We start from the raw sequence: 26504 nt of genomic DNA, 5'->3' as shown, positions 1-26504 counted from the left end.
ATGTACCTCAATGAGAACATAGTCCCTGAAACCGGTGTTACTAACAGCCAGTCGGATATTCTAGATACCTGCAGTTTCGGCATTATTATTCTAGACAACTACTCTCGACTTATTCACTGGAACAACTGGGTTAGTAAACACAGTGGACTTACACTAAACGATAAAAAAGGTGAATATTTCGAACTTATTTTCCCGATTCTAACTAAAACGCGGTTACTCAATGCTATTGATGACGCTCTTAATTACCGACTACCGTCTACTTTATCCCACAAGCTAAGCCCACACTCGTTACCGTTACACAACCGCCAAGGAAAACAGGTTGCTCACAACATTAAAATTATTCCTCTTAAACAACCCCAAGACACTTATCATTGTTTAATCGAAATTACCGATGTATCAGCTGTTGTTAAACGCGAAAATCAATTACACGATATTTCTGCACAAATACGACGTGAAAAGAAATGGGCTAGTGTCACCCTGTTGTCTATTGCTGACGCCGTTATCACCACCGACCCTGAAGGTCGCATCATCACGGTCAATGACACCGCGGAAAAACTCACCGGCTTAACAAGAAGCAGCATGCAGGGCACGCTGATTGATCGCGTTTGCCCGCTAAGCCAAGATAAAGAAAACTTAACCACACACCCCGTGCTAAATTGTCTGCAAGATCGGTTGATCCTTACTGACTCGGAGAACTTCCAATTTATATCCGAGCAAGACACCCATTACGCGGTCAACTTATCCATCGCCCCTATTATTGACTCAGACGAGTCTTTGCTCGGTACGGTGATGATTTTCCGAGACATTACGCAAGCTCGCAACGTATCCGCGCAGCTAGATTGGCAGGCTAAACACGACCATTTAACAGGGCTCATCAACCGCCGTGAATTCGAGCGGCAACTTAAAAAACACCTTGCTGACGCCAAGAAGAACCAGAACACTCACTGCATGATGTACATCGACCTTGATCAGTTCAAGGTGATAAATGACACCTGCGGTCACGGTGTTGGTGATAAATTATTAGGCCAAATAAGCCAGCTACTGCAAAATCAATTACGGCAAGATGATATTTTGGCGCGTATTGGTGGCGACGAATTTTGCGCATTACTGCCCATGTGCGCTATTGAAAATGCCTTAGTAATAGCCAATACCTTGCGCCAAGGCATTTTAGAGCATCGCTTTGTACACAATAATAAACCCTATGTTTTGGGTGCTAGCATTGGATTGATAGCGATTAATGGTCAAGAACAAAGTGCTGCCGAGATATTAAGTGCCGCTGACTCTGCCTGTTACGCTGCAAAATCTGCAGGACGGAATCGAGTCCATACTCACAACGCACAGGGTGATGGCAGCGCTCAACCACAAGAGTTAATGCAGTGGTTCTCGCGTTTACAAATAGCGCTAGAAGAAGACCTTTTCGTCTTGTATGCGCAGGAAATAGCCAGCATTGGCAGCAAAAAAACACCGCATTATGAAGTACTGGTTCGGATGCTTGATCACGATGGCAGCATCATACCGCCAAACAGTTTTATTCCAGCCGCCGAACGCTTTCACTTAATGCAACGCATCGACCGCTGGGTACTTAACAAAGCCTGTGATTACTTGTCGGTTTTAGAAAAAAAGAACAAGCCTCTGCCCATTATTAGCATTAATCTATCGGGCACATCCATTGGTGACCCGCACTTCTTGCAAGCCACGCTAGATACTTTTGAAGAGTACAAAACACCTTCCAAGCACATTTGTTTTGAAATAACCGAAACAGCTGCTATTTCTAATATAAAAGAAGCGCTGAACTTCATGACCGCGATGAAAAAGCTACATTGCAAGTTCTCGCTAGATGACTTTGGTAGCGGCCTTTCTTCCTTTAGTTATCTAAAAAACCTACCTGTTGATTACCTTAAAATTGATGGGCATTTTGTAAAAAATATCGTCAGCGATGAGGTGGATAAAGCCTTTGTCGACTCGATTAATAAAATCGCTCAAATCATGAACATTGAAACCATTGCTGAGTTTGTTGAAAATGATGAAATTCTTGACGTACTCAAAACGCTGGGCGTTAACTACGCACAAGGCTATGGGATTTCTACCCCACAACCTTTAGACTCCTTAAGGCTGTAACCCAGCCGCTCACTGACTTGGTGGTATTGATATGAAAAAAAAGTTTTGGCACGAACGCTGGGCTTTGGGTGAAATTGGCTTTCATAAAAAAGACCTTAACCCTTTCTTGTTAGAGCATTGGCCATCGCTTAACGCGTCAGAAAACGACTCTATTTTTGTACCTTTATGCGGCAAATCGTTGGACTTATTATGGTTATCCCAGCAATGCAGAAAGGTAGTAGGTATTGAACTGAGTCAAAAAGCCGTAGAGGACTTCTTTGCTAGCAACGGTATGACTCCGGAGATTATACAATCAGAGCATTTTTCCTTATATCAGGCAGAAAATATACACATATTTTGCGGCGACATATTTCAACTAGAGCAAGTCGATATAGCCGATTGTACGCTGATATATGACCGCGCCTCATTGGTTGCCTTTCCACCTGAGATGAGAAAACTGTACGTTAAAAAGCTCGACGAACTTTTCAGCTTCCCTCACAAACGCTTGCTCATTACTTTTGATTACGACCAACAATTGATGAACGGTCCACCTTTTGCCGTATCGCCCAGTGAAGTTAGTGATTTATTAGATAGCCATTACCGTATAAAGCGCTTGGAATCAGCATCGATTATTGAACAAAATCAACGCTTTAAGGAAAGAGGGCTCAGCTCATTATTTGAGCACGTCTTCGTAATAGAAAAACGTTAGCTGGTGTGTTCCAGCAATAACTTTTCAACGATCACAATACACATACCACAGGCCACGTTAATACCTGTTTTTTCTCTGACTAAATCAAGCGTTGTTAGTTGCTGCTGTTGAACGAGCGCTAAAAACCTTTTCTTAGATACCTGCTTACAACTACAAATGACGTCATCGTCTTGGAAGTCATACATCAGTAGCCGTTAGTGATCATGATCACAAGCCACATGTTGCTCTGCTTCATAAGGTGTTTTACGTGTTGGCGTATGCATTCGATATTGAATAAAATCTTGCACATTATGGTGCTGCAAAAATGGGTTGCCTTTGATTTGCTCTTGCAAGGTCGATGTTTTCTTAATCGCGTAATTGTGCCCCGGCAAAATAGTAGTCGATGCCGGTAAGCCCGTTCGGATCTTATTTAGGGTTTTAAACATCACCTCTGGGTCGCCCCCTGTAAAGTCGCAACGCCCACAGCCAAACACAAACATTGTATCGCCCGTCAACAGCTGATCATCTACGTGATAGCAGGTGGAACCTGGCGTATGCCCCGGTGTATGCAACATCTTAATCGGTGTCTTACCCAACATAATTTCATCGCCACCGTGGTGCAAGCTCGGCGTACCGTCATGCTCGCCCCAAAAATCGGCCTCTTCCTTCAGCAGATGAAGCTCTGCATCAAATTCATTCAGTACATCTGAAATACCGTTAATGTGGTCGTGATGGCTGTGGGTTAATAAAATATCCGTAATCTTATAGCCGCGTTGGTTAACCAACTCAATCGCTTTCGGCACGTCCCAAGCTGGGTCGACTATTGCTACTCTTTTGCTCGCGTGATCTTGGATCAAGTAAACAAAGTTTTCCATTGGCCCCAGTTCTAATGCATCAATTGTGTATTGCTTATCGGTCATAACTTGCTCCTATAATTCACGCGTTGCGCTAAAAGTGATGTCTGGCCAGCGTTCCTGCGTTAAAGACAAATTCACCCTAGTCTTTGCTAAATATACCAGATAACCGCCGCCATCCTCTGCTAGGCTGTCATGCGCCTTCTTTTTAAACTCTTCAAATTTCTTCGGGTCATCACAACTCACCCAACGCGCCGTTGTTATGGGGGCGTTATCGTATACACACTCAACGTTATACTCGCTTTTAAGGCGCTGCGCTGTCACTTCAAACTGTAGCACGCCCACCGCACCCAATATCAAATCATTATTTCTTAATGGTTTAAATAATTGAGTAGCACCTTCTTCGGTTAATTGCGTTAAGCCTTTTTGAAGCGCTTTCATGCGCAACGGGTCTTTTAACACTGCGCGGCGGAATAATTCTGGCGCAAAATAAGGGATGCCTCCAAATTTTAATTTTTCACCTTGCGTAAAAGTATCGCCTACTTGGATCGTTCCATGGTTATGCAAGCCAATAATATCGCCGGCAAACGCTTGCTCTACATTTTTACGGCTATCCGCTTGAAAGGTAATGGCATGGCCTACTTGAATGTTTTTAGCGATCCGCACATGGCTCATTTTCATGCCATGCGCATATTCACCCGAACAAATACGCATAAATGCGATTCTATCTCGGTGTGCTGGGTCCATGTTCGCTTGTACTTTAAAGACAAAGCCTGAAAATTTATCCTCTTCAGGCAGCACTTCTCGCTCAACCGCTTGCCGCGATTGGGGCTCTGGTGCGTATTCCGCAAATGCGTCCAATAACTCGCCAACGCCAAAGTTATTGACCGCAGAACCAAAAAAGACCGGCGTTTGTTTACCCGCTAAATAAGCCTCTATATCAAACGGTGTACTGGCCTCTCTAACTAGCTCGAGCTCTTCAAAAAAGTCTTCCACTTCATCGCCGACCAGCTCTTTTAATTTCGGGTCATCCAGACCTTTGAATATTTCTCCCGTCGCAATTTTACCGCCGTGGGTTGGGCTAAAAACGTGCACCTCATCTTTATAGATATGGTAAACACCTTTAAAGCGTTTACCCATGCCAATTGGCCAAGTCATCGGTGCGCACTCAATCTTTAAAATAGACTCGACTTCGTCAATCAGCTCAAGTGGGTCACGGCCTTCTCGATCAAGCTTGTTAATAAAGGTGATAATGGGCGTGTCGCGTAAACGACAAACTTCCATCAACTTAATGGTTCTAGCCTCTACACCTTTGGCGCAATCGATGACCATTAAGGCGGAGTCAACTGCGGTCAGTGTGCGATAAGTATCTTCTGAAAAGTCTTCGTGTCCTGGTGTGTCCAGCAAGTTCAACAATTTTTCATTATGCTCGAATTGCATCACCGACGTGGTAATTGAAATACCACGTTCTTTTTCCATTTCCATCCAGTCGGACGTTGCGTGACGTGACGCTTTTCGGCCTTTCACAGAGCCCGCCACCTGAATTGCGCCGCCAAATAACAATAGTTTTTCGGTCAACGTTGTTTTACCCGCATCGGGGTGGGAAATAATGGCAAAAGTGCGCCGTTTCTTGAATTCGTTAGGCATGCTGATTAACTAGGTACAATAATGAGCTTGCATTATACGGCAAGCCTTAGTTAGCTAATAATGCTTAGCCGTTCTTTTTAAACCGTATGAGAGGATATATCCAACGAAAACACAATGGCATCTTCTTTGCCTTCTGCCGCTGGATAATAGTTTTTCCGTTGCCCTATCTGTTTAAAACCAGCCTTTTTATACAAATTAACCGCAGCGGTGTTTGACGGGCGAACTTCTAAAAAGACGCTCTCAGCATTTTTTTTCTTTGCGACGATTAACACTTCCTCAAGAAACTTCCGCCCCAAGCCTTTGCCTTTATACGCAGGGTCCAAACAAATATTTAAAATATGCGCCTCACCAACCGCAACAGATAAAATAACGTACCCTATAAATTGCTCATCTTTTATAAGCGCCCAGTTTGAATAGCCAATCTTTATACAATCCCTAAAAATGGCTTCACTCCACGGATAACTATACATTTTTCGTTCTATGGTCATAACATCAGCAAGGTCTTGCTCTGTTAGCGGCCTTACATACAGGGCCCGCTTTTCAACAAAGCCCAATAATGTTTTTAATTTCTCCCACATGCCGGTTACTTAATGAGACTATTCGCTAATTGAATATCCGCCCACACCTGCCTTTTAGCTAAAGGCTCAGCGAGTAAATGCAACGGGTGATGAGTCGCTACGATAGGAACAGAAATATCATCGACTTCCTGCACTTCTCCAAACAGCGCACTTAATGGCTTGGGTGTTTTAAGCAAGCTTTGCGTTGCCTTTTCGCCCAATACAACTATCACCGCTGGCTTGACTAGTTCTATTTGACGCAACAAGTAGGGGCGGCAAGATGCTAGCTCTGTCGTTTCGAAGGATGCCCCTGCTGAATGGCATTTAACACTGGTGGTTAAATACCTTGCTTGTTTATTCACACCAACGGCTAACAGCACCTCCGATAATAAACGGGCGGCATTATCAGTAAACGGCTGCCCTTGCGATTCATCTTGTTCGGAAAGAAAATCACCCACGATGAGCCAATCCGCCTGCATCGGGCCGTCACTGAACACCACTTGTTTTCTTGTTTTTGCGGCCTCGCAACGCTGGCATTGCTCAGCTATGGTGTAAAGCTCAGAAAGGCTTTCAGCACTGGTCGACAAATTGAGGTTTTCAGGCTCTCTTTCTGCTGGTTTGTCTCTCTCCACCCAAACCTGAATACCTAAGGTATCCAGATATTCTAATTGTCTAGCTGACGTCGTCATTCAGCCTTATCGGCCTTTTTGTCACGCCTTTTACGACGCAATAAACTCATCGTTAGGGCAATCCCTGACAGGGCATACGCTAAACAAACAACAAATAAGACTAACGGTGGCGCAGCGTACACCAGCGCCAATACCAGCATAACAATCACCGCCACCACGAATGGTACCTTACCCGTGAAGTTTATTTCTTTGAAACTATGGTAACGAATGTTACTGACCATGAGTAAGCCAGACAATAAAGTGACCAACAGCAAACCATACACCGCTGCCGTACCGGAAATTTGATGGTCTTCCATCAGCCAAATATAACCGGCGACCAACGCCGCAGCGGCGGGACTGGCCAGACCCTGAAAATAACGTTTATCCGCTGTATTGTGTTGCACATTAAAACGAGCCAAACGTAGTGCTCCGCAAGTTGCGTACACAAAAGCGACCATCCAACCAAACTTGCCCAATGATGCTAAGCCCCATGAATACGCTACAACTGCAGGCGCCACGCCAAAAGAAACCAAGTCTGCCAAACTGTCATATTGCGCGCCAAACTCGCTTTGGGTATTCGTCATTCGCGCCACTCGACCATCTAAGCCATCCAACACCATGGCAATAAAGATCGCAATAACCGCTATTTCAAAGTGACCATTAACAGCACCCGTAATCGCATAAAAACCAGCGAATAAAGCGCTCGTTGTAAATAAATTTGGTAGTAAATAAAGCCCTTTTGATGGTGCTTTTTTTGTTTGTTTCATCCAGAACTAACTCCGCTAGTAGTGTTTTTAGTATAGCCTAGCATCAAGTGTTGATGACAAAAAAAAGCGGCCGTTAAAACGGCCGCCTTTCTTAGCAACTCAGAATCGACTAGTTTTTAGTCTTATCTACTAATGCGTTTGCAGTAATCCAAGGCATCATTTCACGCAATTTACCACCCACTTGCTCAATTTGGTGAGCCGCATTGTTTCTACGGTTCGCTGTCATTGATGGGTAGTTGGTCGCGCCTTCAACGATGAACTGTTTAGCATATTCACCATTTTGAATATTTCTAAGCGCTTCACGCATGGCTTCACGAGACTCGTCGTTAATCACTTTTTTGCCAGTGACGTATTCGCCGTACTCAGCATTGTTTGAGATTGAGTAGTTCATGTTGGCGATGCCACCTTCGTACATTAAATCAACGATCAATTTAAGTTCGTGCAAACATTCGAAGTACGCCATTTCTGGAGCGTAACCACCTTCAACCAAGGTTTCGAAACCCATTTTTACTAACTCAACTGCGCCACCACATAGAACGGCTTGCTCACCAAATAAATCAGTTTCAGTTTCGTCTTTAAATGTAGTTTCGATGATACCTGTACGGCCACCACCAATGGCTGATGCATAAGATAAAGCGATATTTTTTGCTTTGCCTGAAGCGTCTTGGAAAATAGCGATTAAATCTGGAATACCGCCGCCATTTTTGAATTCGTTACGTACTGTATGGCCCGGAGCTTTAGGCGCAATCATCACAACGTCTAAATCAGCACGTGGAACAACTTGGTTATAGTGAATAGCAAAACCGTGAGCAAATGCTAATGCCGCACCTTGCTTAATGTTTGGCTCAATTTCAGTTGTGTATAGCTGAGATTGAAATTCGTCTGGCGTTAAGATCATTACCAAGTCAGCACTCGCTACTGCAGCGGCTACTTCTTTGACCTCTAGTCCTGCTTCTTGTGCCTTGGCAACAGATGAAGAACTTGCTCTTAAACCCACAACAACATTAACGCCTGAGTCTTTCAAGTTGTTTGCGTGCGCATGGCCTTGTGAACCGTAACCAATCACTGCAACCGTCATACCTTTGATGATAGAAAGATCAGCATCTTTATCGTAATAAATATTCATTTTTTTTCCTAATGTTATTAAAATTTAATCGCCTTGCTAACGCAAGACACCACACTTCATGGATTACAGCGTTAGCGATCTCTCTCCACGAGAAAGACCTATAACACCTGTACGAACAACCTCAAGTACCTCACCTTCCAAAGAAGACAAGAAGTCATCTAACCAAACTTTTTCACCCGACAATTCAATAATTAAATAGCCATCTGTTTCATCGGTAACACGCGCCAATGAGCCGCTACCTAAGTTATCAATCTTTTGCAGCATCGCATCCGTCTTTTTCACTTTCAGTAGAACAAGTTCACGTTCTAATGAAAAAGACTCTGATAAATCAATCAACTTAACGACGTCTATTAACTTATTCAGTTGTTTTTTAATTTGCTCAATCGTTTCATCATTACCAACCGTTACCAACGTTAGCCGCGACAAAGTAGGGTCTAACGTTGGTGCGACTGTTAACGACTCGATATTGTACGCTCTAGCAGAAAACAGACCCGCAACTCGCGATAAAGCACCCGCTTCATTTTCCAGTAACACTGAAATAATATGCTGACGACTCATGCCAGTATCCTTTTATATTTTGAACTCGGCGCCATCACCATATCGTTATGCGCTTTGCCTGCTTGTATCATCGGGTACACGTTTTCTTTTGTATCCGTTAAGAAGTCCATAAAGACCGTACGATCTTTCATTGCAAATGCCTCTCTTAACGCTGGTTCAACATCTTCCTTTTTAGTGATTTGCATGCCCACGTGGCCATACGCTTCAGCCAATTTTTTAAAATCGGGTAAGGCTTCAAGATACGAATGTGAATAACGGCTTTTATAGGTGAATTCCTGCCACTGACGCACCATACCTAAGTAACCATTATTTAAGTTGATCACTTTTACCGGCGTGTCGTATTGCAACATGGTGGATAACTCTTGCAGACACATTTGAATACTGCCCTCACCTGTTACACAAGCAACATCGGCATCGGGGTTTGCGAATTTCACGCCCATTGCGGCAGGTAAGCCAAAGCCCATAGTGCCCAAACCGCCGGAGTTAATCCAACGACGTGGTTTATCAAACGGATAGAATTGCGCGGCAAACATTTGGTGCTGCCCAACATCCGAGGTAACAAACGCTTCACCGTTAGTCACTTTATACAACTGTTCAATAACATACTGCGGCTTGATGGTACCGCTGTCTTTGTCATACGCCATACAATCCATTGCACGCCATTCATCAATTTGATCCCACCAAGCGCCAATACGCTCACGAGTAAAAGTTTCGCCTAAACTCTCCAATTGCGCAAGTATATCCAATAAGACGGGTTTAACTTGCCCAACAATCGGCACATCAACCGTAATTGTTTTTGAAATAGAGGCGGGGTCTACGTCAATATGAATGATCTTTGCGTGCGGGCAAAAATCGGCGATTTTACCGGTAACGCGATCATCAAAACGCGCGCCAATGGCGATAATTAAATCACTATCGTGCATCGCCATATTTGCTTCGTACGTGCCGTGCATTCCCAACATGCCCATTGACTGCACATCTGTTCCAGGGAATGCGCCCAAACCCATTAATGTCTGGGTCACTGGGAAATTCAAGGTATGGCACAACTCCCTCAACTCTTCACTGGCTTCACCCAAAATAACACCACCGCCACTATATATAACTGGGCGTTTGGCTGCTTGAATTAGCTTAACTGCTTTCCTTGTTTGACCAATATTACCACTAACAACAGGGTTATATGAGCGCATGCTCACTTCTGCAGGATACTGATAAGGAACCTTAATACTTGGGTCAGTAATGTCTTTTGGAATATCAACCACCACTGGACCCGGTCGACCAGAGGTTGCCAAGTAAAACGCTTTTTTCATCGTTTCAGCAATATCCGCAACCTCTTTCACCAAGAAATTATGTTTAACGCACGGGCGTGTAATACCCACGGTATCCACCTCTTGGAATGCATCCGTACCAATAACAGGCTTGGGTACTTGCCCAGTAATAACTACCATTGGAATCGAGTCCATATAGGCCGTAGCAATGCCTGTTACCGCATTTGTCGCCCCTGGGCCAGATGTCACTAGCACCACACCAGGCTTACCGGATGAACGTGCATAACCATCAGCAGCATGTGTAGCGCCTTGTTCATGACGGACCAACACGTGTTTGACATCTTGCTGCTTAAAAATAGCATCATATATATGCAGTACGCACCCACCCGGGTACCCAAACACGTATTCCACACCCTCGTCTTTCAAGGATTGGATGACGATTTCACCGCCACTTAGCTCCACAATGATTCTCCAAAATTTAAATGATTTTATTCGATCTAAAACAGATCTGATTACAACGCGCAATCGAACTCGACAAAATACTAATTTTTGCGCGGTTGGTCAAGTTCTTTCATTACTCAATAAGTACTATATACTTGCTTATAGAACACCTAATTTATACATAAGACACTGGGAGTTGAGTATGTATCGCACTTTAATGGTTTGTATTTTCTTACTTTCTAGCAGCCTAACTCATGCAACCATCTACCATTGGGTCGATGAGCAAGGCACCACCAACTACGGACAAACCCCTCCAAAAAACAAATCTATAGCACGCCAAAAAATTGTTGTTAAATCACAGACGGTTGTTGAGAGCCAGCAAGCACAACAGTCTATCCAAGACAGCGCCAATGAAATTTCCAAGTCAAATGCCGAGCGAAAAGCGGCTAGTGACAAACGTCAACAGGAAGTCATCAAACAAGCACGGCGCCAAGAAAGATGTGAGACGAGCAAAGAAAATCTTGCTCAGCTAGATTATGGTGGCAACCGTTTGTATAAAGATGCGGAAGGGAACTATGCTCGGTTCACCGCTGAAGACAAAAACCTACAGCGTGAACAGCTCAATGCATTTATCAACGAAAACTGCCGTTAGCAAATAACTCGACTTACTTGGCTTTTCTTTCCTTTTCGACCAAGTAATCGATGATTTTTAACATATTCCCATAACTCTTTGCCATTGAGCCGGTTATCAAGTACTTGCCTTCAACAACCATTGCCGGCACGCCCGTTACTCCGTAGCGCTGGACCATCTCTTTCGTTCTAGCTACTTTAGTATTTACAACAAACGAGTGATAGGTTTTCTTAAACAAGCTTTCCTCTACGCCATACTGCGCATAAAAGGCCGCTAGTTTAGCAACGGTATTAATCGTTTTCTTCTCTCCATGTAGCGCATGAAATAGCGCCCCATGCGAGTGCTCTAATACATCTAAAATGTCTGCCGTGAAATAAGCCCGTGCATGGACTTCCCATTGATCATTAAAAACGGCGGGTAAGCGATAAAAATCCACGTCTTGTGGAATACTTTTCACCCAAGTTTCCAAAGTAGGCTCGAAGTGGTAACAATGCGGACAGCCATACCAGAAGATTTCCACCACCTCGATACGATCGGGATCATCAGTTGGCTGAGCAGGCTCTATCAACTCATAATCAATGCCTTCATCAAAAGTTTCAGCGGCAACTGCGAACCCACCGAACAACGCAATAAATACCCCAAATAATATCAAAAACTTACGCATTTCCATCTCCTAAAATAGCCAGCCTTAAAGCTCACCGTATGAATGTAACCCTGACAAAAACATATTCACCCCTAAAAAGGCAAATAATGTAACAAAAAGACCCACTATCGCCCATACCGCCATCGGCTTACCTCGCCAGCCTTTTGTTAATCTCATATGCAACCAAGCCGCATAATTTAACCAAACGATTAACGCCCAAGTTTCTTTTGGATCCCAGGACCAATATCCACCCCAGGCTTCGGCGGCCCATAAGGCACCCAAAATAGTGGCCAAGGTGAAAAACGCAAAGCCCAACGCAATGGATTTATAAATCAGATCATCAAGGATGTCCGGCGCGGGCAAGGTCATGGCTATACCGTTCGGATCATTCTGCTCGGCTTTCACACGAATAAGATACGCCGTCGCCACCATCGCCGCCAACGCAAAAGCACCGTAGCCAACAAAGTTAGCTGGCACGTGAATTTTCATCCAATAGCTCTTTAAAGCTGGCACCAACGGTTGAATATCAGCCGCGTCCCTATCAAAGGCGTACCAGAGCAAAAAAGCAACCGCAGCGCTGATCACTAACAAGACAAAACCACCCAACATCCGCGTTTGATAACGACGCTCGTAAAATAAATACAATAAGGCAGTAATAATTGAAAACAGAATAAAGACTTCGTATAAATTACTAACGGGAATATGCCCCACATCCAAACCAATGAGGTAGGACTCACGCCACCTAATCATTAGGCCCACTAAACCCATTGTTGTTGCAGACCACGTCATCGCACTGGCCACTTTTCCTGAGAACTCTGAGCGTGTGAAAAATGCAATAAAGTACGTTACCGTTGCCAGCACGTACAATGCACTCATCCACATAATCGCCGACTGGCTAGACACAAGGAATCTCAAAAAGAAATCCACTTCGGCATCAGCAAGCCCATTAACATATCGACTCACGCCAAAAATACTCAACACAAAGACGGCCAGTGACAACCCTCTAATCTCTTTCCAGTGCCAGCCGAGTGCAACCAAACTAACACCCGTTGAAACCAATATACCCTTTTCATAGCCGTCCATTAAAGCGGCATAGCTAGCATAGGCATAACCGGTGCCTATCAAAACGATCACCGCCCATACCCAATCAAAAACGCTTAAGCATTTCCAAAAAGATTGCTGATCTAGCTCATGCTGCAAGGCTGCGTGCGTACTATTCATATCGGTACCCTAACTCGTTAAAACACGATCAAACTGTGCTTGTATCTGTTGATATTGCTTGGAAAAGTCCAGCTTGTTTCTAATAGCATGCCCCGCCAGAACAAACGTCACACCGTCATCCGTTTGCTCTAACCAAGCCCACAATCGCTGCTGAGGTGCATAAAACATTAAAAATACGCCCAAAATCAGCATTGCACAACCCGGGTAAACCAAGTTCTTTCCAGGCGCTTTGGCAATTTGCAAGCCACTGGCCTGATGATGGACAAAACTAGACAATTGAAAATAAACGGGTGAACCATAGCGACCAATCGCTCCAATCGCTGCTGTCGCCGCATCAAAAAACTCCGCCTTCTTTTCATCCACACCTAAACTAACATCAACACCCTCTTCGGTCAGCACATCAACATACACGGCCCCCAATATTTGCTGCAGAACCCTAATATACAGCTTTGATACTTCTTCTCGTTTCTCTGCTGGCACGTTTTTTTCGACTTGAGTAATCACGGCTTGCATGCCATTTTCAACAAACAAACCCACTAAACTAACCATTGCTTTATTAAGCTGAGCCGCTTCTTTTGATGGCAAGGAAGACCCCGCAAAATTTTGCTCTGCCGCCATTCTTTGCAACAACTCCTCATCTGCAAGCGCGTGTAGGTACTTCATAAACCGATCAATCCTACCTTTATCATCGACAGGCACATATAAATACCTAAACTCTTCGGCAGGTGATCCACGCACACCACTCAAATAATAAAAAGCCCCGTCTCTTTCCACTGGAACCATATAGTTTAAAAATTCTTTTGCCTCCCCTGTTTTATTGCGCATTTTGAACTGCACACTGGGCCCTGCATTTTTGAATTTTTTAGTCGGGTCTTCTGATGGATTAATATTAAACAAACGAAAATCAGAGGTTTCTAGAATCCAAGGATTGCTATATAAGTTCATTTCCAACTCATCACCCACTTTAATTTCTATCTTTCTTGTTGCCTTAGCCGCACCCATCAATGGCCAGGCTAACAACTCTAGCTCAGAACCGCCATCAGAAAAACTCGCTTGATAGATAGAATAACCGTCGTAGATTAACGGGTGATTAACGGAAATAGTTTGCTCTAACGGTTGCTCCAAGCGTTTATCGTGTACAACTAAATCACTTTCGAAGGATTTTGGTTGACCACTATCATAATGCTCAATTCTAAAATCTTTTACTTCAACCGAAAACGGTAACTCTTGTACGAGGTAGCCGTCTTTATAATTAAGAAACAAAACATCGGTTTGACGACCCTCTGGAATCGAAACACTGCCGCGAAAAGACTGGTTATTAACCCCTAGGCGACTAATTTCAGGCACATCACTAGCGGCAATATTTCTTGTCTCTGGCGCAATTTGCCCCAGCATTTCTCTCGCCTTTAAAATGGCATTTCCATCAATCAAACCACCGATGCAGATCAACACGATCGCCATATGAGTAAGGATATAGCCTAGCCGACTACCGCCTCCCTTCATGCCCGAAATCAAGGTATAGCCATCGCCGTCTTTTAATCTTGCGCTATAGCCATTGTGCGAAAATATCTTTTTCCCCACATGCTGAATATCTTCCATTGATTGCGTAAGCGCCCAACGGTGCGTATTGGAATAATTCTCCAATGTTTTGAGCTGGATATTTTGCCGATATTCACGCATCTCACGCAACATATTCGGCGCATTTCTATAAATACACGTACTGGTTGAAAGAACTAAGAAAAACAAGATAAACAAAAACCAACTCGACGAGTAAACGTCATACAAACCAATTTGATTGAATACCTCGAACCAAAAAGGGCCAAACTTTATGATGTAGTCGGTATAGGGCTGATTTTGTTGTAACACTGTGCCTATGATGGCGGCGATAGATAGGCCCACCAATAGCGTTATCGCCAAGTTCATCGAACCAAGAAACTTCAACAACAATGCCGATGTTCTAGGGGGAAGCGTCTCTGTGGGTGTCACTGATTGATTATTCATAAAAAGTTTAATGAGCTTTGTAACTCACATTAACCTAAAACAAAAAAGGGCAACAAAGTTGCCCTTTTTTGAAGAATACGTTGACCTAGTGTAATCCTGAAATATATGACGAAACCGCCTCAATTTCTTTGTTACTCATGCGTCCAGCAATATCGCGCATCATCGCTTGGTGATCATTATCACGCGTTTCTGCTTTGAAATCTTTCAGTGCTTTAGATAAATAAGCCGCATGTTGACCGCCGATACGAGGGAACCGCGCAGGCGCACTACCGGCACCATTAGGCCCATGACAAGCGATACAAGCAGGCAAGCCATTACCAACTTTTCCAGCACGGTAGATTTTTTCACCCAATTTGATTTTATCGGCACTCGCCGCTTCAACGGTTGAAGGAACACTCGCAAAGAAAGCGGCTATGTTCTCAATATCAACATCATTCAAACCCGCCGCCATCGGCGCCATGGTTGCGTCGGTACGTTTTTTGTTTTGAAAGTCATGCAGCTCCTTTTCAATATAAAACGCATGCTGGCCGGCTAGTTTTGGCCATACTGGGTTTGAGCTATTACCATTTTGCCCATGACAACCTGCACACATCGCAGCTTTTGCTCTGCCAGCTTCAACATCACCTACAGCAAAAGCATCCATTGATACTAATGCAGTAAAAAAACAAATCACAAATATATTTAATTTCATCATTCCTTCCAACTAAACTGATTTTTATTTAATACCGGCATAATACGCAGCAAGGTTTGCCACGTCATCATCAGATAGCGCACTAGTCATCGCTTGCATCGTTGGGTCTTTACGTAACCCTGAACGAAAGTCGTTTATCTGCTTTGCCAAGTATTGTTCCTTTTGCCCCGCTAAGTTAGGGTAAAGCCCCATTGGGCTAATGCCTGCAGCACCATGACACGCGGCACATTGCGCCGCTTTTGCTTTACCAGCTACTGCATCGCCTGCCCATGATTGAGCAGAAGCTAATAAGGCCAACACTACTACCGCCAATGAAATTTTATTCACCCTTATTTCCTCGCTATATTTCGCTTAACGCTAAATTCAGCTGCTGATTTTACAATAATTCCACTTCAAGTTTAGTCTTTTTCTAGCACATTTGTTGTTATACACACTGCATTTCCTCACTCCGGTACAATAAAGCACTTTTCTAGCCAAACTTTCAATATGAACCCCCTTTATCACCGCGCCGAATACCTGCTTAATGCTCCCAATCTAAAAACCACCCCTGAAGGCATCGAATACGAAGTCGCCTTCGCCGGTAGGTCAAATGCGGGCAAGTCAAGCGCCATCAACACACTGACCAATCAAAAAAGCCTCGCTAGAACCAGCAAAACGCCCGGCAGAACTCAACAGCTTGTTTATTTCAAACTTGATGAGCAGCGCTGCTTAGTGGATTTGCCCGGCTATGGCTACGCTAAAGTGCCACCGAGCGTTCAACAAAAATGGCAAAAAGAGCTTGAACGTTACTTGGAAAAAAGAAAGGCGCTCAATGGACTGGTTTTACTGGTCGATATTCGTCGCTCGCTAGGTGAATTCGATATACAAATGATCGATTATGCCGCTCATTTAAATTTAGATGTTTTTGTGGCGCTAACAAAAGCCGACAAACTCAATCGCAATGGCGCTAAAAACACCTTATTTGCTGTTCAAAAACTACTTAAAGATTCGACCGCCAACGTTCAAGTGGAGCTATTTTCCTCTCTTAAAAAGGAAGGCATAGAGCAGATACATAATTGGTTAGATGAACACCTAAATGTGGCAGAAATTATAAGCAAAAAAAAGCCCTAGAGCCAAAAACAGCCTAGGGCTTCAGAATTCGGTTATAGCTAACCGAAAGAACTTGCTCAAGGGGAGGGGGAGATATGAGCAAGCATATCTAACTAGATACGGCTGTTTGACTAAATCTTTCTCAAAAAGTTCACTTTTTATTTTTTACTGCTTTTAGCTCAACAAAACCTTTATTTCTATCCACCCACTTTACTACCACGTAAAAGCACTTGTTTTCCCAACGCTATGTTTTATCTAGTGGGCCTCATCCCAGTTCTTCCCAGTACCCACGTCGACAACTAGCGGCACATCCAGCGCAGCCGCCTCGCTCATTTTTTGCCGAATAATATCGCTAGCCCGCTCCAAATAACTGTTTTCAACTTCAAACACCAATTCATCGTGCACCTGCATCACCATCCGTACCGGCGGCTGATCCACTTGCAACCAATCATCAACCAACAACATGGCTAATTTAATAATATCTGCCGCGGTACCTTGCATCGGCGCATTAATCGCCGTTCTTTCAGCATATTGCCTACGTTGACCATTTTTCGCATTAATGTCGGGTAAATATAAGCGCCGACCAAATAAGGTTTCAACATAACCTTGCTCACGCGCCAACTCCCTCGTCTCATCCATATAGCTTTTTACGCCTGGGTAGCGATCAAAATATAAATTGATATAACCCTGTGCAGCACCACGGTCAATATCTAGCTGCTTAGCCAAACCGAACGCCGACATGCCATAGATCAAACCAAAGTTGATCGCCTTGGCAGAGCGGCGCTGGTGCGTTTCGACTTGATCGAGCGGCACGCCAAATACTTCCGATGCGGTGGCCTTGTGAACATCCAAGCCTTCTTTAAAAGCTTGCAACAGCCCGGCATCTTGTGACAAATGCGCCATAATTCGCAATTCAATTTGCGAATAATCGGCCGCCAATACGGTATAACCCTGATCAGCGATAAAGGCTTGGCGAATTCGTCGTCCCTCCTCACTGCGCACAGGAATATTTTGCAAGTTTGGATCAGACGAAGACAAGCGGCCCGTCGCGGCAACGGCTTGGTGATACGACGTATGTACACGACCCGTTACCGGGTTAATTTGCTTGGGCAACTTGTCGGTATAGGTCGAGCGTAACTTACTGAGACTACGGTGCTCAAGAATCAACCGCGGCAATGGAAAGTCCAACGCCAAATCCTGCAATACACTTTCAGCGGTTGATGGCTGACCTTTCGGTGTCTTTTTTAGAACCGGCAAGCCTAATTTGTCGTACAAAATTTCTTGTATTTGCTTTGGCGAACCCAAATTAAACGGTTGACCAGCAACATCGTGCGCCTGCGTTTCGAGTATTTTGGTCTTCGATGCTAACTCAGCACTTTGCTGAAGCAACATCTGCTCATCCACCAACACACCGCTTTGCTCCATTCTTGCCAACACCGGCACTAACGGCATTTCTATCGTCTGATAAACCTTTTCTAGCGCCTCAGTTTTTTCTAACTTAGAGAAAAGCTGCTGGTGCAAACGTAATGTAATGTCTGCATCTTCAGCGGCATAGGGAGCTGCTATTTCAACCGGCACTTGATCAAAGCAAATTTGCTTTGCACCTTTACCCGCCACGTCTTCGTAATGAATGGTCTGCTGGCCTAAATATTTCTCTGCTAGCGCATCCATATTGTGTCGCGTTGCCGTGCTATTTAAAACGTATGACTGAAGCATCGTATCGTGCTGAATCCCAGCCAAGCGAATATCGTGATTTGCCAGCACGTTCGCATCATATTTAAGATTTTGACCGACTTTATGCGTGGTTTCAGATTCCAGCAGCGGTTTCAATTGATCTAAAACCCATTGCCTAGAGAGCTGTTCTGGCGCGCCCGGATAGGTATGCGCTAACGGCACGTATGCCGCGTGCCCCGCTTCAACGGCAAAGGAAACACCCACAATCAGTGCTTTGGTGTAATCCAAGTCGGTCGTTTCCGTATCAAAGGCAAACAAAGGTGCGTTAGACAACTTCTCTAACCAACCGTTAAAACTCGCCTCATCAAGAACCGTATCGACCTTTAATTCCACTGCTGGCGGCAGCGGGTCGTCATCTGCTTCTTGCGGCATCGTGTTAGCCGCCGTGGCTGTGACAGTTCCTGCGCCCAGTTGCTTCAACCACGAATTAAACTCAAAATGACTCACCATGTCGCGCAAAACCTCTGCATTAACGTCGACTCGAAGCAAGTCAGTTGGCGCTTCATTTAATGGCACATCGCATTTAATCGTCACCAACTGCTTTGACAAGGGAATAGCATCAAGATGCTCGCGCAGGCTTTCACCAACCTTGCCCTTCACCTCGTCAGCACAGGCTATTAATTCATCCAGTGAGCCGTATTTATTCAACCATTTTGCTGCCGTTTTAGGCCCCACCTTTGGCACGCCCGGAATATTGTCAGAGGTATCGCCCATTAACGCTAAATAATCAATGATTTGCTCAGGAAGCACGCCAAATTTTTCTTTTACACCCTCAATATCTAGCCACTGATTATTCATCGTATTAATCAATGAAATATTATCTGTCACCATTTGCGCGATGTCTTTATCGCCGGTAGAAATAACCACCTTAAGTCCTGCTGCTTCAGCTTGCTTGGCGAGCGTGCCAATCACGTCATCCGCCTCAACACCAGACTCCATCACAAGCGGCAAGCCCATCGCTTTTATCAATTCATGCAAAGGCTTTATTTGCTCTCGCAACTCTTCTGGCATGGACGCTCTATTCGCCTTGTATTCTGGGTACATATCGTTACGAAATGTCTTGCCCGGCGCGTCGAATATCACGCCTAAATAAGCCTCTGGATAAGTGGCCACCAGCTTTTTCAGCATATTCGTGACACCCAAAATAGCATTGGTGTATTCGCCTTTTGAATTGGTCAGCAGCGGCAATGCGTGGTACGCACGAAACAAGTAAGAAGAGCCATCAACTAGCACCAGCGTTTTTTCAGTCATCAAAAGTATCCAATAATTTTTATATTGCCGATTATACTGTCTGTATAAAGCCGAATTAGCCAAAAGTAATTTTCTTTTGGTTCAATGAGACTTATGCCTTGTGGCTATAAGTCATCATGTTATGAAAAACGAGGGCGTCAGATGAATAAGCAAAAACGTGAAGCGTGGAAAATATTTCAGATTATTGCCGAGTTTGTAGATGGTTTCGAACAACTCTCACACATCAGGCCTGCTGTGAGCGTCTATGGCTCCGCCCGACTTAAAGACGACCATCCCGACTATCAACGCGCCGAAGCTATATCTCTGGCATTATCGAATGCCGGATTTTCCGTCATCAGTGGCGGCGGCCCCGGCATCATGGAAGCAGCCAATAAAGGCGCATTCAAAGGCTCCTCTTCGAGTATCGGCTTAAATATTCAATTACCGCATGAGCAACAAGCTAACCCCTATCAAGACGTCAGCCTAAACTTTAGGCACTTTTTTGCGCGCAAAGTCATGTTCGTTAAATATGCCACCGCCTACATCGTATTACCCGGCGGCTTTGGCACATTAGACGAGCTAGCTGAAATTCTGACCCTAATTCAAACGGGTAAATCACGAAAAATCCCCATCATTCTGGTCAACAAGGACTTTTGGAGTGGTTTAATTGATTGGTTTTCAACGACCTTGCTAGACGCTGGAACCATCAAAACGGAAGATCTTGAGCTCTTTCAAATTTGCGAAACACCGGATGAAGTTTTAACCGCTATTTTTGACTTCTACGAACAACGGGGGTTTGCACCTTCTGCCGAAGAAGAGGAAGTATTGCTTGAACTCTAACGCCAGCCATAACAACCACGCCAAATTGTGCAAAACTCAACAGATAGTGGCATAATTAGGACGTAACCTGCACTCTAGCTCAAAGGAAAAAACATGCGCCGCCTATTACCCGTTATTCTAACTTTACTTTTTATGTATACATCGAATTCTGCGGCAGAAGACATTAAACCAGCCATTGTCCCTGAGCCCCCTGAGCTACCTTCTCAAATCGTTAGCGGTGAAAACATGTCACCCGACATTACGATTACCCGCAAAAAAACAAAAACCATTACCGAATATAGCGTTAACGGTAATGTCTACATGATTAAAATTTCACCAAAAAATGCACCCGCTTACTACATGGTCGACACCGATGGTGATGGCAATTTAGAAACACGTCGATCAGAACTTGAGAAGGGCATGAACATCCCTCAATGGTTACTGTTTAGCTGGTAAGTATCGTACGGCTTTCAGTTAATGTCTGTTTATACGCTTGTTGGGCGCACCCAACTGGTTGCTCATTTAAAGAGCTACTCATTAGGTGAACTGGTTGATTTTCAAGGTATCAGCTCGGGCATTGAAAACACCAATTATTTTGTCACCACCACCTCCGGTGAATACGTATTAACGCTTTTTGAAGAGTTAAAAGCAGAAGAACTACCCTACTTCTTAACCGTTATGGCCTTTGTGTCCGCCAATGGCGTACCAAGCGCCCAACCGATTCGCAATAATGACGGCGCTTACCTATCAACCTTAAATGGCAAACCTGCCGCTCTTGTAGAAAAACTAGCCGGTAGTGACGTTGAATCACCGAACCCAACGCAGTGCGCTGTCATCGGCCAAGCGATGGCAAAGCTCCACCTAGCCAGCTTAAAACTCGACATTCATCGTGACAATAGTCGCGGCGCGAATTGGCGTCAGCAAGCCGCCGAACTGTTAATACCTCTGATTAACGCCGACTGCGCTGAGCTTATCCGCGACGAACTGGCGTTTCAGGCTCAATACAATGCGTTAGATTTACCTAAAAGCGTCATCCATGCCGACTTATTCCGCGATAACGCCTTGTTTTCTGGCGATAAATTATCTGGCATTATTGATTTTTATTATGCTTGCAACGACTATTTTACTTACGATATCGCCGTTGCCGTGAATGACTGGTGCGCCACGTCTGACGGTCAATTAGACGAAGAACGCTTCGAGGCTTTTATCTCGGCCTATAGAGCCGTTCGACCACTGACTGAAAGCGAAATTACCCATTGGCCGATCGTCATACGCGCCGCTGCCTTTCGCTTTTGGTTATCAAGGTTACGCGATGTGCACTTCCCAAAAGAAGGTGAAATGACGCACCTTAAGGACCCCGATGCCATGAAGCGTATTTTAATGGCCCGACGTGAACTCCCCGACAATTACCGCTTAGAGTAAAACTCCTCCAGCACTGTCTCGGCTTCATTCTTGCCTATGAGTCGCGAATAAATCAATCACCTTACAACACCGTTTATTGCTCTGTTTCTAACCCCTGAGACTAGAATTTTCCGAATCGGCATAGCTTCTCGCAACAAGCCGTTTGCAACACACTCTTTTTTGTATTCAACAATACTAAGCGGCAAGCCTGTATTCGTTTAACAACACGTTGTAATATATCGCGGTCTTTCTAAAAACCAAGTCACATGCTCAAGAAGTTAATTGGCCTTATAGATGCCACTAACCAAGCTATTTCAACCCTCGTGTCTTGGTTGGTCGCGCTTATGGTGGTCACGATGTTTTGTATTGTTGTGTTGCGTTACGGCTTTAATATCGGCAACATCGCCGTGCAGGAGTCGATCACTTACATGCATGGCCTTGTTTTTATGCTGGCCATTGCACACACCCTTAAAACAAACGGACACGTTCGCGTGGATATTTTGTACCAACGTTGGGGCGCTAAAGGCCAAGCCATTGTTAATTTAATCGGCTCGATCTTTTTGTTACTCCCCGTTTGCATCTTCATTTTTTATATCAGTTGGGATTATGTCTCTGCTTCTTGGTCTTACTATGAAGGCTCAAGAGAAGCCGGCGGCATTGATGGTGTTTTTTTACTTAAATCACTCATTCCGCTAATGGCCATTTTGCTGTTTTTCCAAGGCCTCTCCGAAGCGCTGAAATCTATTAACGTACTTAGCGGGCAGCAGCATGGACGGTAGTATCGCTTTATGGATGTTTGGCGCGGTATTCATCGTTTTATTGATGGGCTACCCTGTCGCCATTAGCTTAGCGGGCACCGCCTTAGCGTTTGCCTTTGCTGGCGACTATTTTGGCACCTTCGACTCGGCCTTTTTAGAGGCCCTGCCCAATCGACTTTTTGGCATTATAGAAAACGACACCTTGGTCGCCGTGCCACTGTTTGTCTTCATGGGTGTGATGCTAGAAAAATCTAAAGTGGCCGAAAGTTTGCTTGAAAACATGTCTAAACTGTTTGGCACCCTGCCCGGTGGCTTAGGTTTTTCAGTCGTTTTGGTGGGCATGTTAATGGCCGCCAGCACCGGTATCGTCGGCGCAACCGTCGTCACCATGGGCCTATTGTCGTTACCCACCATGTTGAAACGTCAGTATGACCCTGCACTTGCTTGCGGCACCATTTGCGCCTCTGGCACGCTTGGACAAATTATCCCCCCCTCTATCGTTCTAGTACTGCTCGGCGATGTAATTTCATCGGCCTATCAACAAGCTCAGCTGGACATGGGAATCTTTTCGCCAGAAACGGTATCCGTTGGCGACTTGTTTGCAGGCGCTCTTATTCCGGGCATCATTCTCGTTCTCCTTTATTTGATTTATCTAGCAGGTATTGCCTTTTTTAAACCATCCGCCTGCCCTGCGCTACCCGTTGAAGAGGCCAGTAACTCACTCTATATAGATGTAGCCAAGGGCTTGCTACCACCCCTTATTTTAATTATCGCCGTACTGGGTTCCATCATTGGCGGCATCGCCACCCCAACAGAGGCGGCATCGGTCGGCGCGATGGGTGCTACCTTACTTGCTTTCCTAAAAAAACAGTTCAGCCTTCAGCAATTAAAAACCGTCGCGCAAGACACCACGCATGTCACCAGCATGGTATTTTTTATCCTCATCGGCGCGTCGCTGTTTTCCTTGGTTTTTAGAGGCTTTGGCGGTGATGAACTAATTGAAGAATTATTATCTGACCTACCCGGCGGTGTCTTCGGTGCCATGTTGGTGGTCATGTTGGTGATGTTTTTATTGGGTTTTGTCTTAGACTTTATAGAAATCACCTTTGTTGTCGTGCCGATCGTTGCACCCATTCTATTAGCCATGGGTATCAGCCCTGTCTGGCTTGGCATTATGATCGCGCTAAACCTACAAACCTCGTTCCTTACCCCGCCCTTTGGTTTTGCCTTGTTTTATTTGCGGGGCGTTGCGCCAGCCTCTATTAAAACCAGCCAAATATATAAAGGCGTTATACCCTTTATTTTGATCCAGCTCTGCTTATTGGGCATGCTAGCCATGTGGCCTAAGCTTGCAACTTGGCTACCAACGGTGATATACGGTAATTGATTTTAATCACCAAAAAACAAATCTTCTGTGTAATAACTTTGTTTTCAAACGGGTCAGTAATAGACTAACTCGACATAATAAAAAGGACCCAAGATGTCATCTTTAGCACAAGAAGTAAGCAGCAGTCCAAAAGTGACCAAAACGATTTTGCTTAACAGCGGCACTGTGGAGCAAAAAAGGGAAGAAATTCGTGACTATTTACACAAAACCTTTCAACTAGAAGAGCAGCTATACGAAGTACTCAGCAGTGAAGAAGCCTTCTATTTAAGGCCCGAATCACTGCGTCACCCACTGGTTTTTTATTATGGCCACACCTCTGCTTTCTTTGTTAACAAGCTAACACTCGCCTCACTCGTTCATAAACGCGTTAACCCCCGTTTTGAATCTATTTTTGCCATCGGTGTGGATGAAATGTCTTGGGATGACTTGAATGAGTCCAATTACGACTGGCCAAGCATTAGCGAAGTGCGTGAGTACAGACAGGCCGTACTTAACATCGTAGATTCACTTATTAGCACTATGCCACTTGACCTTCCTGTTACTTGGGAAAGCCCGTTTTGGCCTATTTTGATGGGCATTGAGCACCAGCGCATTCATATCGAAACCTCATCAGCGATTATTCGCCAAATGCCATTGCAGCACTTGCAACAGCACAGCACTTGGGACGTTTGCCCTCACGTCGGGGACGCACCCAGCAACCAGCTATTGGACGTTGCCAGCGGACAAATTAAATTAGGCAAAGACAAAGATCACTCAACCTATGGCTGGGATAATGAATACGGCAAAAAAATTGTCGACATCAACGATTTCTCCGCCAGTAAATACCTCGTCTCAAACGGCGAGTTTCTAAGCTTTATTAAAGACAACGGCTATCAGCAAAAGAAATTCTGGACCGACGAAGGTTGGAATTGGGTTCAATATAAAAAACCTGAGCACCCGTTGTTTTGGTCAAAAAAAGACGACCGATACGTTCTGCGCACCTTATTAGACGAACAAGACATGCCTTGGAACTGGCCAGCGGAAGTGAATTACTTGGAAGCCAAAGCGTTTTGTAATTGGCTAAGCGACAAAAAAGGAAAAACCATTCGCCTACCGAGTGAAGAGCAATGGCAATACTTACACCAACTTCACGACATTCCAGATCAACCGGAGTGGGATCGCGCACCCGGCAATATTAATCTTGAACATTGGGCATCCGCCTGCCCTGTTGATCACTTTGCTTTTGGCGAATTTCACGATCTAATCGGCAATGCCTGGCAGTGGACAGAAACACCCATCAGCGGCTTCGATGGTTTTGAAGTTCACCCGCTGTACGACGATTTCTCAACACCCACCTTTGACACGCAACACAACCTAATTAAAGGCGGCTGCTGGATTTCAACCGGCAATGAAGCAACCAAACACGCACGTTACGCCTTTAGACGTCACTTTTATCAACACGCAGGCTTTCGCTATGTTGAATCAAATCAAACCTTGGAAAAACCAACTGCTATGTACGAAACCGATACCGCCGTCTCACAATATTGCCACTTTCACTATGGCCCAACCTACTTCGATGTAGAAGATCTATCGGCGCATTGCGTCAGGCTTTGCATGGAAAAACTACAAGACAAAGCAACCGTACGCGCGCTCGATTTAGGCTGCGCAGTGGGTCGTGCATCGTTTGAACTCGCACAACATTTTGATGCCGTCACCGGTATCGACTTTTCTGCACGCTTTATCCGCATCGCACATCAAATGCAGCAAAAAGGAAACATTCATTACGAACTGATTGAAGAAGGTGAAATTGTTTCATTTCACGAGCAACAGCTCGCCAGCATGGGGCTTAATAAAAACCAACAAAACATCGAATTTATTCAAGGCGATGCAACCAACTTAAAACCCCAATTTACCGATTACGATTTAGTATTAGCAATCAACCTCATTGACCGATTGCGCACACCGGCCGTTTTCCTTGATGATATCCGCCATCGCATTAACGTAGGCGGCGTACTCGCCATCGCATCACCCTACACATGGCTTGAAGAATTCACACCAAAAGAAAACTGGCTTGGCGGTATTCGAAAAGACGGTGAGCCATTTTCAACATTAGATGGGCTAAAAGAGCACTTAGGTACGCACTTCAAACTCATTAATGACCCAACCGACGTACCCTTTGTAATTCGTGATACTAAACGCAAATTCCAACACAGCTTTAGCCAACTCAGTATGTGGGAGCGTATTTCTTAACC

The 26504-nt window shown here is 44.7% G+C and carries 25 protein-coding genes; 10 read left to right on the top strand and 15 right to left on the bottom strand.

Annotated features, from left to right (window positions below; genetic code table 11):
- Together AB1Y31_12245 and AB1Y31_12240 are read left to right on the top strand one after the other, a co-directional pair.
- Complete coding sequence (locus AB1Y31_12245) at positions 1 to 2118, top strand: EAL domain-containing protein (GenBank protein MEW4983950.1); 2118 nt, start codon at positions 1 to 3, stop codon at positions 2116 to 2118.
- Positions 2119 to 2149: 31 nt separating this feature from the next.
- Positions 2150 to 2806, top strand: coding sequence for a thiopurine S-methyltransferase (locus AB1Y31_12240; GenBank protein MEW4983949.1), 657 nt, complete (start codon positions 2150 to 2152; stop codon positions 2804 to 2806).
- On the opposite strand, the gene AB1Y31_12235 is transcribed toward AB1Y31_12240, so the two are convergent.
- The 9 genes from AB1Y31_12235 to AB1Y31_12195 all read right to left on the bottom strand — a co-directional run bounded on the left by AB1Y31_12235 (position 2803) and on the right by AB1Y31_12195 (position 10689).
- Positions 2803 to 2991 (bottom strand): (2Fe-2S)-binding protein, encoded by a 189-nt coding sequence (locus AB1Y31_12235; protein MEW4983948.1) that lies wholly within the window; start codon positions 2989 to 2991, stop codon positions 2803 to 2805. The genes AB1Y31_12240 and AB1Y31_12235 overlap by 4 nt on opposite strands.
- Positions 2992 to 3000: 9 nt before the next feature.
- Positions 3001 to 3705 carry an MBL fold metallo-hydrolase gene (locus AB1Y31_12230; protein MEW4983947.1) on the bottom strand — a complete coding sequence of 235 codons (705 nt, stop codon included), beginning with the start codon at positions 3703 to 3705 and terminating at the stop codon, positions 3001 to 3003.
- 9 nt (positions 3706 to 3714) lie between these two features.
- The gene (locus AB1Y31_12225; GenBank protein MEW4983946.1) at positions 3715 to 5286 is read right to left on the bottom strand and encodes a peptide chain release factor 3; all 1572 of its coding nucleotides are present in this window, start codon (positions 5284 to 5286) and stop codon (positions 3715 to 3717) included.
- Between the two features lie 77 nt (positions 5287 to 5363).
- Positions 5364 to 5864: a ribosomal protein S18-alanine N-acetyltransferase gene (gene rimI, locus AB1Y31_12220; protein MEW4983945.1), complete on the bottom strand. Its 501-nt coding sequence runs from the start codon at positions 5862 to 5864 to the stop codon at positions 5364 to 5366.
- Positions 5865 to 5869: 5 nt separating this feature from the next.
- Positions 5870 to 6532: a uracil-DNA glycosylase gene (locus AB1Y31_12215; GenBank protein ID MEW4983944.1), complete on the bottom strand. Its 663-nt coding sequence runs from the start codon at positions 6530 to 6532 to the stop codon at positions 5870 to 5872.
- Positions 6529 to 7278: a CDP-diacylglycerol--serine O-phosphatidyltransferase gene (gene pssA, locus AB1Y31_12210; GenBank protein ID MEW4983943.1), complete on the bottom strand. Its 750-nt coding sequence runs from the start codon at positions 7276 to 7278 to the stop codon at positions 6529 to 6531. The genes AB1Y31_12215 and pssA overlap by 4 nt, the downstream gene beginning before the upstream one ends.
- Positions 7279 to 7387: 109 nt before the next feature.
- Complete coding sequence (gene ilvC, locus AB1Y31_12205; protein ID MEW4983942.1) at positions 7388 to 8404, bottom strand: ketol-acid reductoisomerase; 1017 nt, start codon at positions 8402 to 8404, stop codon at positions 7388 to 7390.
- A gap of 63 nt (positions 8405 to 8467) precedes the next feature.
- Positions 8468 to 8962, bottom strand: coding sequence for an acetolactate synthase small subunit (ilvN, locus tag AB1Y31_12200; protein ID MEW4983941.1), 495 nt, complete (start codon positions 8960 to 8962; stop codon positions 8468 to 8470).
- Positions 8959 to 10689, bottom strand: coding sequence for an acetolactate synthase 3 large subunit (locus AB1Y31_12195; protein ID MEW4983940.1), 1731 nt, complete (start codon positions 10687 to 10689; stop codon positions 8959 to 8961). The genes ilvN and AB1Y31_12195 overlap by 4 nt, the downstream gene beginning before the upstream one ends.
- A 181-nt stretch (positions 10690 to 10870) precedes the next feature.
- Here AB1Y31_12195 and AB1Y31_12190 point away from each other — a divergent pair, with 181 nt between their 5' ends.
- Entirely contained in the window at positions 10871 to 11320 is a 450-nt protein-coding gene (locus tag AB1Y31_12190) for a DUF4124 domain-containing protein (protein MEW4983939.1), read from the top strand.
- Between the two features lie 13 nt (positions 11321 to 11333).
- Here the strand turns inward: AB1Y31_12190 and AB1Y31_12185 are convergent, their stop codons facing one another.
- The 5 genes from AB1Y31_12185 to AB1Y31_12165 all read right to left on the bottom strand — a co-directional run bounded on the left by AB1Y31_12185 (position 11334) and on the right by AB1Y31_12165 (position 16182).
- Positions 11334 to 11963 carry a thiol:disulfide interchange protein DsbA/DsbL gene (locus tag AB1Y31_12185; protein ID MEW4983938.1) on the bottom strand — a complete coding sequence of 210 codons (630 nt, stop codon included), beginning with the start codon at positions 11961 to 11963 and terminating at the stop codon, positions 11334 to 11336.
- A 24-nt stretch (positions 11964 to 11987) separates the two neighbouring features.
- Complete coding sequence (gene ccsB, locus AB1Y31_12180; GenBank protein MEW4983937.1) at positions 11988 to 13163, bottom strand: c-type cytochrome biogenesis protein CcsB; 1176 nt, start codon at positions 13161 to 13163, stop codon at positions 11988 to 11990.
- Positions 13164 to 13172: 9 nt separating this feature from the next.
- Positions 13173 to 15164 carry a cytochrome c biogenesis protein ResB gene (locus tag AB1Y31_12175; GenBank protein MEW4983936.1) on the bottom strand — a complete coding sequence of 664 codons (1992 nt, stop codon included), beginning with the start codon at positions 15162 to 15164 and terminating at the stop codon, positions 13173 to 13175.
- A gap of 85 nt (positions 15165 to 15249) precedes the next feature.
- Complete coding sequence (locus AB1Y31_12170; protein MEW4983935.1) at positions 15250 to 15858, bottom strand: c-type cytochrome; 609 nt, start codon at positions 15856 to 15858, stop codon at positions 15250 to 15252.
- Positions 15859 to 15879: 21 nt separating this feature from the next.
- Entirely contained in the window at positions 15880 to 16182 is a 303-nt protein-coding gene (locus AB1Y31_12165; protein ID MEW4983934.1) for a c-type cytochrome, read from the bottom strand.
- A gap of 159 nt (positions 16183 to 16341) precedes the next feature.
- Here AB1Y31_12165 and yihA point away from each other — a divergent pair, with 159 nt between their 5' ends.
- On the top strand, positions 16342 to 16965 hold the full coding sequence (gene yihA / locus AB1Y31_12160) for a ribosome biogenesis GTP-binding protein YihA/YsxC (GenBank protein ID MEW4983933.1): 624 nt from the start codon (positions 16342 to 16344) through the stop codon (positions 16963 to 16965).
- Between the two features lie 234 nt (positions 16966 to 17199).
- Here yihA and polA read toward each other — a convergent pair whose 3' ends face one another.
- On the bottom strand, positions 17200 to 19929 hold the full coding sequence (gene polA, locus AB1Y31_12155; protein ID MEW4983932.1) for a DNA polymerase I: 2730 nt from the start codon (positions 19927 to 19929) through the stop codon (positions 17200 to 17202).
- A 141-nt stretch (positions 19930 to 20070) separates the two neighbouring features.
- Here polA and AB1Y31_12150 point away from each other — a divergent pair, with 141 nt between their 5' ends.
- The 6 genes from AB1Y31_12150 (at position 20071) to ovoA (ending at position 26502) form a co-directional block, all read left to right on the top strand.
- On the top strand, positions 20071 to 20748 hold the full coding sequence (locus AB1Y31_12150) for a TIGR00730 family Rossman fold protein (GenBank protein ID MEW4983931.1): 678 nt from the start codon (positions 20071 to 20073) through the stop codon (positions 20746 to 20748).
- 93 nt (positions 20749 to 20841) lie between these two features.
- On the top strand, positions 20842 to 21183 hold the full coding sequence (locus AB1Y31_12145; GenBank protein MEW4983930.1) for a DUF2782 domain-containing protein: 342 nt from the start codon (positions 20842 to 20844) through the stop codon (positions 21181 to 21183).
- Positions 21184 to 21204: 21 nt separating this feature from the next.
- The gene (locus tag AB1Y31_12140) at positions 21205 to 22149 is read left to right on the top strand and encodes a homoserine kinase (protein MEW4983929.1); all 945 of its coding nucleotides are present in this window, start codon (positions 21205 to 21207) and stop codon (positions 22147 to 22149) included.
- Between the two features lie 245 nt (positions 22150 to 22394).
- On the top strand, positions 22395 to 22907 hold the full coding sequence (locus tag AB1Y31_12135; protein ID MEW4983928.1) for a TRAP transporter small permease subunit: 513 nt from the start codon (positions 22395 to 22397) through the stop codon (positions 22905 to 22907).
- A complete protein-coding gene (locus tag AB1Y31_12130; GenBank protein MEW4983927.1) occupies positions 22897 to 24273 on the top strand; it encodes a TRAP transporter large permease subunit in 1377 nt (458 codons plus the stop codon). Before AB1Y31_12135 ends, AB1Y31_12130 begins: the two co-directional genes overlap by 11 nt.
- 93 nt (positions 24274 to 24366) lie before the next feature.
- Entirely contained in the window at positions 24367 to 26502 is a 2136-nt protein-coding gene (gene ovoA, locus AB1Y31_12125) for a 5-histidylcysteine sulfoxide synthase (protein MEW4983926.1), read from the top strand.
- Positions 26503 to 26504 lie beyond the last annotated feature (2 nt).

Source organism: Cycloclasticus sp., assembly GCA_040743155.1.
Classification (GTDB): domain Bacteria; phylum Pseudomonadota; class Gammaproteobacteria; order Methylococcales; family Cycloclasticaceae; genus Cycloclasticus.
Note: the sequence above shows the minus strand (reverse complement) of the source record. Positions and strands in the feature narration are given on the sequence as shown.